We start from the raw sequence: 10,855 nt of genomic DNA, 5'->3' as shown, positions 1-10,855 counted from the left end.
CCGCTGCGGGGCTGCTTGTCTTCGTGGCGCAACATGATCGACGAGGGGTGTTCCGGTTCACTGGCGCGCGTCTCACTGCACTCGGCATCACGTCAGGAAGGCGGCCAGGAAAGCGTGGGTTCCGGGTATCGCCACGGCCGAGAAGGAACAGTCATCGGCCGAGCGCGAGCTCGCCGAACGCGATGCGGCGCTGAGGGAGCTGCGTGCCCGGAAGGACGAGCTCACCGCGCGTGTTTCGGAACTCGAGGCCCAGCTCTCCCGAGCTCGCGCCGATCTGACCAGGGCAGAGCGCGACCTTCCGGAGGCGGAGCAGCGCCGGGTGGACGCGACGATGAGGGCGGATGCTGCGGCCGATGCCCTCGACGCGGCACGGAAGGCGAAAGACGCGCTCTGAACGGCGCCGGCGATCCGTGGCGCTTGCGGCGCGGGAAGGTCAGAGCGGGCGGTGGATGAGGCGGCCGCGGAGAAAAGGGAGCACCGGGGCTCTGTATTCCAGAGCTGACGTGTCCTCGGGATCGAGAACGAGCTCCGCCTGCCCGAAACGCCACATGCGGTTGTAGAGGTAGACGCCGATGGTCGTGTGCCGGTCGGCGGGAACCTGCCAGGTGCCATCGCCCCACTGCGTCGGCTGGCCCCGTCCGCCGATGACGAGCGTCGGCCTGATGCCCGCATAGAGCGCGAGGCGCGGCCTGTGCATCGTGAGCTCGATCCGGCGGGTGCTCATCTGTGCTCCTCGTCTTGGGGCTCCCGGTCGAACGGTGACACGGGGTGGGCTCGCCGGGGAAAAGCGAACTCTCTGCCATGCAGAAGCTGGCGAGGGTTCTTGAGTGATTGTAGCGATCACTCTTGTGGCTCCGACTGGCAGCGATCTGGTGGCCATTCGGCTTTCCGTTGGAGGTTGAAGTGGCTTCTGCTGAGCTACCGGCACAACACCGGCACGGTAGGCAGCTACCTTCTGAACGAGTTCTCGGCGGGTATCAGGATCGTGAGTTACGCACGTCCCTCAGCCGCGAGATCTTGATGATCAAGAGGCTGAGCGCCACCGTCAAGGTTGCGACCAGGACGGCGGCAGCGAACCAGGACCCGGTCAGGGTCATGGCCGGCGAGGTACCCACCTCCGAGGAGCCCTGAAACGAGGCGACCAACGGGATGGTGATCGTCAATCCGTCTGTGAACGCCGCAGCGGCACTGAGCATCCCCGCGATGAGGAGCAACCCGGTGGAGATCATGAACGCGTGAATCACGATCAGCACGACACCGGCTCTCGTCGCCACTGAACTGCCGCCCAGATTGCTCCCGGTGGTAGTCATCGCACGCACCGCGCGGTGAAGCCATTCTTCGTGGACAGCTGCGCGCTGACTGATTCCTCGAGAAGCCCATCACCCAGGTTGTGGAGTGCGCTGGAGACCTCTTGGGCTGTCACCGCCTCGCCATCCGGACATGAAGCGGCTTCGGCGAACGCTGGTATCGCGGTGAGCATTGGCTCCGACAGCGCCTCCGTGACAACGATCTTCAGCGACTGGTGTGCATTCATCAGCATCTTCAAGATGTCCCCGTGACTCGATGGTCGAATCCAGCGATTCGTCATGAGCGTAGATGGAGGCCACTGCGCCGTCTGTAGGCACTTCGGGGGACAAGGTCCATGTCCAGGGCGCTTCGCCTCGCTGAACTCGCTCAGTACCGTGGGTTCCGCGTGCTCGACAACCGGGCCGAAACAGCCGGGGGAGCGGGCGAGAGCCAGACGTGCCCAGGGAAAAGCAAAACCCCCGCCATGTAGAAGCTAGGCGAGGGTTTCTGGGCTGATTGTAACGATCAGCCGTGTGGCTCCGACCGGCATCGATCCGGTGACCTTTCGATTTTCAGTTGGATTCGGTGGGGTAGTGGGTGCTCGTTGGTCGTCGTTTGCCGCGTGATTCCGCGGAAGGTGTCATGGTTGGTCGCGGCTGGTTGAGGGTGGTTCAGCCGAGCTACCGGCACAGCACCGGCACAAGGTCTGACCTGTGCAACGCCGAAGTGCGAGACGGCCATATGAGGGATGATAGGGGCATGACCGATCAGACCGAATCGACACAAGCTCTCGGCACGAGGGTCGGTGGGGGTGCGCCCGCTGCGGGTGCGCTCGACCGCGCGAAGGTGGCGGACCTTCAGCTGGATCTGGAGAATCCGCGCCACCCGGATGGCAAGTTCGATGACGATTTCGATGCGCTGACGAGTCTCATCGAAGGGGCCGACGTTGACGAGCTCGTCCAGGCGATCGGCAACTCCGGCTGGCTTGACTATGAGCCGCTGGTTGTCCTGCGAAAAGGGAATTACGTACTAGAAGGGAACCGGCGCCTCGCTGCGCTTCGGCTACTCCGCGACTCAGCGCTCCAGGCTGAGTTTGGAATTACGGCTCCTGACCCGTTGAACCTTGGGGCGAAGCCCGAGTATGTTCGGGTGTTGTTCGTTGACTCGCGCGCTGAAGCACGCGATTTTATCGGTTTTAAGCATGTCAACGGCCCCCACAAATGGGATTCCCTTGCGAAGGCCAAGTTCGCCTGGGCGTGGATTCGCGATCCCGATGGTGGTCTAACGCTGGACCAGATAGCGAAGCGCTTGGGTGACAGCCACAATACGGTCGCGCGGCTCGTTAATGCGTTCATCGTGCTGCAGCAAGCCCAAGACTTGGGGTTTGACCTTGGAGCGCGGACAAAGACCAATTTTTCCTTTTCCCACCTGTATACGGCGCTCCCTCGACCGAACGTTCGCGAGTATCTCGGTCTAGTTCAGCCGCCCGCAGAGTTGCTCCCGGATTCGCCGGTTCCCGCGGATCGAGGTGAACAGCTTCTAAAGTTCATGACCTGGCTGTACGGACAGGGTGCGCAGAAGACGATCATTGTCAGCCAAAACCCGAACCTCAACGAGTTGATCGACGTCCTTGGCAACACAACAGCACGATCAATGCTGGAGTCTGATCGAGATCTTTCTCTCGCATACGCCCAGGTAGAAGATCGCGGGAGGCGTTTCGCAGAGCGCTTGTATGCTCTCAACAAGGCTGCGCGTGGAGCGGCCGAAGCGGTCTCTGACTATGAGTACAACGTCGACCTCCACGAGATGGCAATGAACATCCAACGTTCGGTGCGCAACCTTGTCACATCCATGACCCTTGACAAGGATGCGAAAGAGTCTGAGACCGAATGAGCGGTCTAGTCTCGTCGCCTGATCCGCGCGCAACTCGATCGCATGCGGCCGATTGGCTTGAATTGATGGCGCTTCGATCCGGACAGTTTCCCTACCGATCTTCGCAGTACGTCTCTGCGCTCTCGATGGAAGATCCGGATCCTGAAGGCAACGCCGAGGTGGACGGCGACCCTGAGATTCTCGAGGGGAACTTTGATGACCTTCTCGAGCGAGTCACTGACGAAATTCGCTGGCGCGAGCAGGTGCTTGGAGACCTCTACCCTTTCGAGCTGAGAATGAGTGGACGAGGATGGAACCTGCGCCGCCGGACAGAAGCTGTGGACTCCCAGATTCGCACCGCTCGCAATACCTACATCGCCTGCTTGCTTATGTCGGCCGCGAGGCACGGACGGATTCCTGGGATCCCCTCTGAGCTTGTAAGTATCAAGGCTGTTGCGGACGCGTTCCAGGCTGCCGTGTATCTCGTCGCTCCGGCGTTCCTGGGCGGAGGTAGTTTCTGGATGGGTTTCCCGCGCCCCGAAGGTGACGGATACATGGACGCACTGCGCCGCCTGGTTGATGCAGTCGGGGTGGGGATTGTCAGTTCGACCCCACCGACATCTCAGAAGAAGAATAAGGACGGTGGCGTAGATGTGGTGTCTTGGCGCCGCTTCCCTGACGGGCGATCGAATCTGATGATGTCCTACGGTCAAGTCGCCACTGGAAAAGACTGGCGCGAGAAGTCAGTCGCAAATAAGTTCGTGAGTCACTTTCAGCGCTGGTTCTCGGTGCCCCCGGCGACGCACTATGTCCCAGCGATGTATATCCCGCATGTTATGCATGAGGATATTGAAGGAACGCCGTCAAGCTCGTTTGCTGAAATAAGCCACGACGATGCTATGACATTGGAGGCATCCCTCGGAGTGGTCGTGGATCGAATACGCCTAGCTTCGTTGGTCCCTGTAGCTCTTCAGCTCCGCGAAGGGCGGGATGCTTCGCTGATGAAGCACATCCGTGCACTCGCGCGATGGAAGGCTTCAGTTGCCCAGAAGCTTGGAGTTGCAGCTTAGGAAGGCATCGCGTATGGCGTCGGAAACGATCATAAGCTCCGTGGCGCGACCTGCGTTTCTAGCCGAATAGATCAATTCGAAGCGCTCCTGGTAACGCGCTTCGTAGAGCTCCTGGATCAGACTCACGTCGTCGTATGTGAGGATCCAATTAGATGTTGCGTTTCGATTGAGGCACGTCGCCAAAAAGGCGTGGTCTGCTTCAGAGAACGCATTTAGATAGAGGCTCCCGCCCATCTGGACATAGGGAGGGTCGACGTATAGGAAGCTGTTTGGCAGCTGGGCATATTTCTCAATTACGGTGCGTCCGTCGTCCGCTGTAACGGTGATTCTGTCTTTAAGCCTGCCTATGCTGCGGATTCTATTTGCAAGTCGCTCGCGGTTGAATCGCGCATCGATAAGGTAACGTCCGTCCTGCTTCTGTCCCCCAATGACTCCCGCGTTGAGCACGCCAGAACGATTCGTGCGATTGAGGTAGAAGAAGGCGAATCCCAGGTCGAAGGAATCTACGGATGAGGTCTGGCCGAGCGCGTAGATACCCTTTTGTCGGCGCCATTCCGCCAGATCGAGCGGGACCTCTTCGACTTTCTTCGCGAACGCCGCCCCGTTATCAGTGGCCGACCTCCAAAACGCGTGCACCGCGGGGTCAAGGTCATTGATGACGACGCTCTCGACTCGGTCTTGGAGCAGCAAAGTAACCGCTGCACCTGCGCCACCGGCGAACGGCTCAACGTAAGTTGGTCGTTGGGTTCCAGAGAGTTCGATTGCTCGCGCCAGGAAGGCCGAGAGCGAGGACTTTCCCCCGGGGTATCGGAGTGGGCTGTCGTACTGGGGGCGGGTGATTTGGACGTTGAGCACTAGTGAGCCATTCTTCGAGACCATGGAAGCCTACAGGCGGTCCGGGACATTGAGCGCTCGGGATGAGCGGCGTGACTGGGTGAGGAGCGCGCGGACCGCAGCGCAGCGAGGACCGCACGCACCGCAGACCGGTCGCGCCGCTGCCGGCCGGAGGCTGGCCTTGAATGAGTAAAGAAAGTTCTCACAGCTCAGCCTTGAACGGAGTCAGCGGCGAGGAGTTCAGACGCGGCTTTGCCGACCGGACCGCCTAGCTCGCTGAGGTCGATCAGCGATAGTGACGGGATGCCCTCGCGGATCGCACCTATGTCGGGGGTGGCGGACAGCAAGTTCTCGACTGCCGTCAGCGTGGCTTCCGAGTAGCGCCGAATGAAGCCCTGCGAGCTTGTTCCCTGTGCCCGAGCCAGCTCGGAGATGACCGGACGCGGGTTGTGGAACTTGTGCGCATACGCGGACAGCACTGCTCGTAGGTCAGTTCCGGCCTTCGAGATCTTGTGGGCATCGCCGATGGCCATACGCAGTTGGTCCTGGACATCGCCAGGAGCGTCGGGCCAGACGAGGCGGCCGACGTGGTCTGAGCTACGTCTCGCTTGTCGTGAGAGCACGGTGATGACGTCGATGATCACCGTCGGGACTGCGCCCCACTGGACCTCGACGTTTCCCCAGTGCATATCGACTGAGTCGCCCACGTAAACCTCCTTACGTGAGGCTACCGCGCATGTTCATGCGGCACACAGAGCGTGAGCACGGTCACGCATGTTGAAGCATTAAACAAATGTTGATAACAGTAACGAAAGTGAGCAGACTGTGATCAACCACAACAAGTGAGAGGAGCCAGACATGGCTATCCAGACATCCATCCCGGTCAACTTCGAGGCGTACTTCCCGCGTGGTGCGTTCATGGTCGGTGAGGTCGAGCCCGTCGCGAAGTGGTCTGACGACGGCCAGCGCCAGGGGCAGGACCTCGACAAGCGCACAGGGCACCCCCTGTGGCAGGTGCGGATCATCGACGCGGACCCGGACGCCAAGAAGGGTCAGGGAGAGGTGACGGTCAAGATCGCGAGCATCGCCGAGCCGACAGCACCGCCCGAGACCCAGGGGCTTCCGTTCCGTCCCGTTGTCTTCGACGGCCTGTCGGTGACTCCCTACGTCAAGGAGACGGGCGGACGACCTCGTGTTGCGTATTCGCTTCGAGCAACGGAGATGAAGCCAGCTCCCAAGACGCGAGGAAACGAGTGATGAGCTATCCGCGTTCCGTCCTCCGCGAGTATTGGGCGGGGGAGCGGCCTCGCCTCTGGCACATCGGTAGATGGATGCTCGGAATCGCGCTGGTCTTGACGCCGTTTGCGTTCTTCGCCCCGGCTCCGCGAACCGTCATCGCACTCCTGGCCGTCGCCATGGTTTGCATCGTGGTTGGACGGCGGTTGCTGGCAGGCCGGGACATGCATGCCGTCCTGCTGCGTCGATGGCAGACCGCGATGTCTGCGCACATCCAGGCCGCGTGGCCGGAGCTCGCTCACACTCTGCGGTTGCAGATTCGAACGCTCGACGGATTGGCGATCTTTGCCGGTCTTGGGGCTCCTCGTTGGGAGGGAATGACGCTCGTCGCGTCTGTCGCTCTCCCGCGGGGGCTTGTGCGAGAGGAACTCGTCGCCGCTTCGGACCGGATCGCTCAGGCCTTTTCCGCCACCCGAGCTTCCGTACATGGGCAACAGATCGGTTTGCTGGAGCTGCACCTTGAGTTCGTTGACGCTCTCGGACAGCCTTTCACTGCGCCGTTGGGCGGCAGCTGGGATGGCGGCTCCGTCGCGATGGGGATCGCTGAGGGCCGACGAGAGTGGCGTCTGCGTGTGGGACCGCACACCTTGGTTGCTGGTTCTTCGGGCAGCGGCAAGGCATCGCTCGTGTGGGGTCTTCTCATGGGCCTCGTCAGGCCGATCCACGAAGGCACGGTTCAGGTGTGGGGGATCGACCGAAAGGGCGGCATGGAGCTCGCCATGGGGCGTGCGCTGCTGACTCGATTTGCTGACGATGCACCCCTCGCTGTTGCCCTGCTCGAGGATGCGGTTGCGACCATGCAAACCCGAGCGCGAGAGCTGGCAGGTCACACCCGTCAGCACACAGCGAGCGTTGACAGTCCGCTGGTCATCATCCTGATCGACGAACTCGCGGCGCTCACCGCGTATGAGACGGACCGTGATCTTCTGCGTCGAGCCAACGCCGCCTTGGCAACTCTCGCGTCTCAAGGCCGAGCAGTTGGCTTCGTCGTCTTCGCTTGCTTGCAGGACCCCCGCAAGGAGACGTTGCCCGCGCGCGGGCTGTTCACGCAAACGATCGGGCTTCGCCTTCGCGACCGCACAGAGACAGCGATGGTCTTGGGCGATGGGGCGGTCGAGGGTGGTGCGCGGTGCCACGAGATCTCGTCAGCTACACCGGGTGTCGCTTACGTCGTACCCGAGGACGGGACTCCACCAAGGCGGGTTCGTGCTGCTCACGTCCCGGACGAGCAGATCCGCGATGCGGCTCTGTCGTACTTCGCGCCTACTCAGATCCCGATCGTCATTCCAGAAGCTCCGCTCGAGCCCAAGCGCGCACCCAGAACGAGGCAGTCGCGTCGTTCTTCAGACACTCAGGAGGAATCATGAATATCCAGCACTCGAGCATCGCGATCCTCGGCCTTGTGGCCGTCGTGACGGCGACAGGTTGCACGGCAGTTCCGACTCCGGGAGCGACGGACAACTCGCGGAAGACGGAGCCAAGCGCTTGGTCTGCGCCCTGCAATCTCGGAGTTGAGCGCGACGAGAGCGGTCCTGGTTGGACGGCGGTCTACGACCTGCCCACGCTGGGAGCGCAGACTGACCTCGATCTCTATGGGGGAACCCTTGCCAACGACGCATGCACTGACGCGCAGATCCTTCGATGGCAGGACGTCCGGCGACAGTCTGGCCAGAGCGACGCCATTTGTCGCGTGGTCTGGAGTCGTGACTCCGACGGTTCGATTCGTGACCTGGGTTGCGCAGTCCCCGTAGTGGTGGTTGAGCGATGAACCTCGGAGTCTCCGTTGCTCGGCGTCTCCGGAGTCCGGAGTTCGATCAGTGGCTCCAGGGCGCCGCCCGAACTGGCTACTGTTCGAACCCGGTGAGGCTCTCGGGCGACTCCACAACGCTGGCGGGGGAGAGCGGCGAGGTTCTTGCTCAGTTCTCCTCCGCCACGCAGCCTGACGGCCTCACATACGTAAGGTGCGGCAATCGTCGTTCGCGGCGGTGTGCGTCCTGCAGTCATGAGTACAAGGGCGACACCTGGCACATGATCATGGCCGGTGCCGCCGGTGGGATGAAGGGCGTACCGGAATCGATCGCCGCTCACCCGATGGTGTTTCTTACCCTCACGGCTCCGTCATTCGGGGCGGTGCACACCCTCGCACCCACTCGGAGGGGTGGTGTCTGCGGACACGGCAAGGCACGTGTGTGCGGATGCGAACACGAGGCTGACGATCCCCTGTTGGGAGAGCCCGTGTGCGCGGACTGCTACGACTACGAGGGTCATATCGCGTGGCAGTTTCATGCTCCAGAGCTCTGGCGGCGGTTCACGATCATGGTACGTCGTCGTCTTGCACGCGAACTCGGAATGACAGGCCGCGCGGCATCCGAAGTCGTCCGTCTGCAGTTCGCCAAGGTCGCGGAGTTTCAGCGACGTGGTGCGGTTCACTTTCATGCGATCGTGCGTCTGGACGGTGTCGGCGACCTCGATGCCTTCCCCGCTCCGCCAGCCGGCGTGACAGAAGACTTGCTGGTGAGGGCGATTCGCAGCGCAGCTCGTGATGTCGTTATTACCGCGCCCCGGTTGCCCGGTGAGCTTGTCGAACGAGAGCTTCGTTGGGGCGCACAGATGGATGTGCAGGCGATCATTCAGAGGGAAGGTCTTGAAGAGGGCTTGTCTGATCGTGCGGTGGCTGCCTACATCGCCAAGTACGCGACGAAGGCGACTGAGGACATCGGCGGTGCAGGGCAGCGGCTGCACCTTGACCGACTCAAAACGGTGGCATCCAAGATCGCCGCAGATGCGGACCCAACGAGCGACTACGTGCTCCTCGGTAAGTGGGCGCACATGCTCGGGTTTCGTGGGCACTTCTCCACCAAGTCTCGCCGCTACTCCGTGACCCTCGGATCGCTTCGTGGTGCGCGACGGCGGTGGCGGTTGGAGCGGCTGATCGAGCGCGCCAGCGTTGACGAACACGCGCGTCCCGACGAGGTGCTCGTCATGGGGTCGTGGAGCTTCGCAGGCATGGGGTGGCTCACAGATGGAGATCGAGCCCTGGCGCTCGAGGCGTCGCGTGCGGCGCGCGATTGGCATGACAACCGACGAGAACGGTTCATTCAAGGAGAAGGAGACGACGATGCGTGAAGGAGTGGAGCTGGCCGATTATCAGCTCGCAACAGATGTGGACGCCGACGAGTACTTGACCCGTCGCGAGGCTGCAGCGCGATGCCGGGTGCCCCTGTCGACTTTCGATTCGCTGCGTCGCCAAGCACGTGTGCCTTTCCCGGATGCACGCATGGGCAAGCACATGTTATGGCGGGCGTCGACGATCGACGCGTTCCTCGGAGGAGGTGGTACCGGTGTCTTCTCCTAACGGCAGGCTTGATCCGAAGACTAGGAAGCCGCTGCCAGAGGGGATTCGGTATCGCGCTGATCGCAACAAGTACCAGGTCCGTGTGTGGGGTATCGGCCTGAGTGGCGAGCAGCGAGAACGTAGCTATCTCGTCGATTCGCTTGCGGAGGCCAAGAAGCTGCGCGCCGAGGCTCAAGCAGCCACCCGTGTCGACGGTGCGATGACCTTGATCTCCTGGCGCGACCGGTATTGGGCAACGATCGAGGCAGGCATCCGTCCCGCCACGGCGCGCGGGTACGACGTTGCTTGGAGAAAGCGTGTGCAGCCTTGGCTGGGACATCGGAAGATCGAGTCGATCACCGTTGGCGACGTTGAGGAGGCCATCGCGGGCTGGGCAGGGTCAGCTTCCACGAGGATCGACGCGCTTTCTCTGCTGAGCCGGCTGATGGACGGAGCTGCTCGAGCGGGAGTCATCTCAGCGAATCCGGTTCGGCTGGCACGTCGGCCCCGCGATGAGAACACGCGCAGCTTCCGCTCTCGAGCGCTCACCGTGTCAGAGGTTTCGATAATGCTGGACGCTGTGGAGCCGGGACCATATCGAGCGTATTTGGCGGCGCTCGTGTACACAGGTATGCGAGCCGGGGAAGGCAGTGCGCTCCGCGTAGAAGACGTGGATCTCTTGGGGCGCGTTATCCACGTCCGGCGCAGCTTCTCACCGGGGCGAAGAGGTGAGCTGATCGAGCAGAGTCCGAAGAGCCATAAGGAACGTGCAGTTCCGCTGCCCGGCAGCCTCGTACCCTTCGTGACAGCAGCGATGACAGGTAAGAGGAGACAAGATCTCGTCTTCACGGGGCCCCGTGGCGGGCGGGTGAGCGTCTCGAACGTGCGGCGTGCCGTGGACTGGGACGGGATTCGATTGCGCCTGGAACGACCGGACCTCCGCATCCATGACCTCCGACACACCCTCGCAACCTTGCTCTTCGACGCCGGTGTTAGTGCGAACGATGTGCAAGCGATTCTCGGGCATTCGTCGATGGGACTGCTGCACGAATAGGTGACAGGTTGTAGTCACGCCGCCAGTGCGGCGGTCGTGTTCATGATGGTCTCGAACTCGATGGGCGTCAAACGGCCCAGGCGGAGTTGGCGCCTCCGGCGGTGGTAG

General features: G+C 61.9%; 13 protein-coding genes. 8 read left to right on the top strand and 5 right to left on the bottom strand.

Annotated features, from left to right (window positions below):
• Positions 1-11: 11 nt before the first annotated feature.
• Positions 12-194, top strand: coding sequence for a MepB family protein (locus KZA10_RS02430; RefSeq protein ID WP_256934315.1), 183 nt, complete (start codon positions 12-14; stop codon positions 192-194).
• A 239-nt stretch (positions 195-433) separates the two neighbouring features.
• Here KZA10_RS02430 and KZA10_RS02425 read toward each other — a convergent pair whose 3' ends face one another.
• The 3 genes from KZA10_RS02425 to KZA10_RS02415 all read right to left on the bottom strand — a co-directional run bounded on the left by KZA10_RS02425 (position 434) and on the right by KZA10_RS02415 (position 1,546).
• Entirely contained in the window at positions 434-724 is a 291-nt protein-coding gene (locus KZA10_RS02425) for a hypothetical protein (RefSeq protein ID WP_141387558.1), read from the bottom strand.
• A 253-nt stretch (positions 725-977) separates the two neighbouring features.
• Positions 978-1,310, bottom strand: coding sequence for a hypothetical protein (locus tag KZA10_RS02420; protein ID WP_218682082.1), 333 nt, complete (start codon positions 1,308-1,310; stop codon positions 978-980).
• Positions 1,307-1,546 (bottom strand): hypothetical protein, encoded by a 240-nt coding sequence (locus KZA10_RS02415; protein WP_218682081.1) that lies wholly within the window; start codon positions 1,544-1,546, stop codon positions 1,307-1,309. Before KZA10_RS02415 ends, KZA10_RS02420 begins: the two co-directional genes overlap by 4 nt.
• Before the next feature lie 500 nt (positions 1,547-2,046).
• On the opposite strand from KZA10_RS02415, the gene KZA10_RS02410 reads away from it, so the two are divergent.
• Positions 2,047-3,180, top strand: coding sequence for a hypothetical protein (locus KZA10_RS02410; protein WP_218682080.1), 1,134 nt, complete (start codon positions 2,047-2,049; stop codon positions 3,178-3,180).
• Positions 3,181-3,305: 125 nt separating this feature from the next.
• Positions 3,306-4,229, top strand: coding sequence for a hypothetical protein (locus KZA10_RS02405; RefSeq protein ID WP_218682079.1), 924 nt, complete (start codon positions 3,306-3,308; stop codon positions 4,227-4,229).
• On the opposite strand, the gene KZA10_RS02400 is transcribed toward KZA10_RS02405, so the two are convergent.
• Both KZA10_RS02400 and KZA10_RS02395 read right to left on the bottom strand, forming a co-directional pair.
• Positions 4,197-5,108 (bottom strand): DNA adenine methylase, encoded by a 912-nt coding sequence (locus tag KZA10_RS02400; protein ID WP_218682078.1) that lies wholly within the window; start codon positions 5,106-5,108, stop codon positions 4,197-4,199. The two genes, KZA10_RS02405 and KZA10_RS02400, sit on opposite strands and share 33 nt — an antisense overlap.
• A 164-nt stretch (positions 5,109-5,272) precedes the next feature.
• Positions 5,273-5,770, bottom strand: coding sequence for a hypothetical protein (locus KZA10_RS02395; protein ID WP_218682077.1), 498 nt, complete (start codon positions 5,768-5,770; stop codon positions 5,273-5,275).
• Positions 5,771-5,921: 151 nt separating this feature from the next.
• Here KZA10_RS02395 and KZA10_RS02390 point away from each other — a divergent pair, with 151 nt between their 5' ends.
• The 5 genes from KZA10_RS02390 (at position 5,922) to KZA10_RS18490 (ending at position 10,747) form a co-directional block, all read left to right on the top strand.
• Positions 5,922-6,320: a plasmid replication, integration and excision activator gene (locus KZA10_RS02390; RefSeq protein WP_218682076.1), complete on the top strand. Its 399-nt coding sequence runs from the start codon at positions 5,922-5,924 to the stop codon at positions 6,318-6,320.
• Entirely contained in the window at positions 6,320-7,726 is a 1,407-nt protein-coding gene (locus KZA10_RS02385) for an FtsK/SpoIIIE domain-containing protein (protein ID WP_218682075.1), read from the top strand. Before KZA10_RS02390 ends, KZA10_RS02385 begins: the two co-directional genes overlap by 1 nt.
• 397 nt (positions 7,727-8,123) lie before the next feature.
• Positions 8,124-9,485 carry a replication initiator gene (locus KZA10_RS18565; protein ID WP_308289571.1) on the top strand — a complete coding sequence of 454 codons (1,362 nt, stop codon included), beginning with the start codon at positions 8,124-8,126 and terminating at the stop codon, positions 9,483-9,485.
• Positions 9,478-9,714 carry a hypothetical protein gene (locus KZA10_RS02375; RefSeq protein ID WP_218682073.1) on the top strand — a complete coding sequence of 79 codons (237 nt, stop codon included), beginning with the start codon at positions 9,478-9,480 and terminating at the stop codon, positions 9,712-9,714. The genes KZA10_RS18565 and KZA10_RS02375 overlap by 8 nt, the downstream gene beginning before the upstream one ends.
• Entirely contained in the window at positions 9,701-10,747 is a 1,047-nt protein-coding gene (locus tag KZA10_RS18490; RefSeq protein WP_218682072.1) for a site-specific integrase, read from the top strand. Before KZA10_RS02375 ends, KZA10_RS18490 begins: the two co-directional genes overlap by 14 nt.
• Positions 10,748-10,855 lie beyond the last annotated feature (108 nt).

The sequence above is a fragment of the Microbacterium sp. BF1 genome (assembly GCF_019279095.1).
Lineage (GTDB): Bacteria > Actinomycetota > Actinomycetes > Actinomycetales > Microbacteriaceae > Microbacterium > Microbacterium maritypicum.
The sequence above is the reverse complement of the archived record's forward strand: the minus strand, read 5'-3'. Positions and strand labels throughout refer to the sequence as shown.

What these genes read in the sequence shown, in the direction of transcription:
- KZA10_RS02425 (WP_141387558.1), bottom strand. Translation starts at nt 724, where the DNA reads ATGAGCACCCGCCGGATCGAGCTCACGATGCACAGGCCGCGCCTCGCG.
- KZA10_RS02420 (WP_218682082.1), bottom strand. Translation starts at nt 1,310, where the DNA reads ATGACTACCACCGGGAGCAATCTGGGCGGCAGTTCAGTGGCGACGAGA.
- KZA10_RS02410 (WP_218682080.1), top strand. Translation starts at nt 2,047, where the DNA reads ATGACCGATCAGACCGAATCGACACAAGCTCTCGGCACGAGGGTCGGT.
- KZA10_RS02405 (WP_218682079.1), top strand. Translation starts at nt 3,306, where the DNA reads ATGGAAGATCCGGATCCTGAAGGCAACGCCGAGGTGGACGGCGACCCT.
- KZA10_RS02400 (WP_218682078.1), bottom strand. Translation starts at nt 5,108, where the DNA reads ATGGTCTCGAAGAATGGCTCACTAGTGCTCAACGTCCAAATCACCCGC.
- KZA10_RS02390 (WP_218682076.1), top strand. Translation starts at nt 5,922, where the DNA reads ATGGCTATCCAGACATCCATCCCGGTCAACTTCGAGGCGTACTTCCCG.
- KZA10_RS02385 (WP_218682075.1), top strand. Translation starts at nt 6,320, where the DNA reads ATGAGCTATCCGCGTTCCGTCCTCCGCGAGTATTGGGCGGGGGAGCGG.
- KZA10_RS18565 (WP_308289571.1), top strand. Translation starts at nt 8,124, where the DNA reads ATGAACCTCGGAGTCTCCGTTGCTCGGCGTCTCCGGAGTCCGGAGTTC.
- KZA10_RS02375 (WP_218682073.1), top strand. Translation starts at nt 9,478, where the DNA reads ATGCGTGAAGGAGTGGAGCTGGCCGATTATCAGCTCGCAACAGATGTG.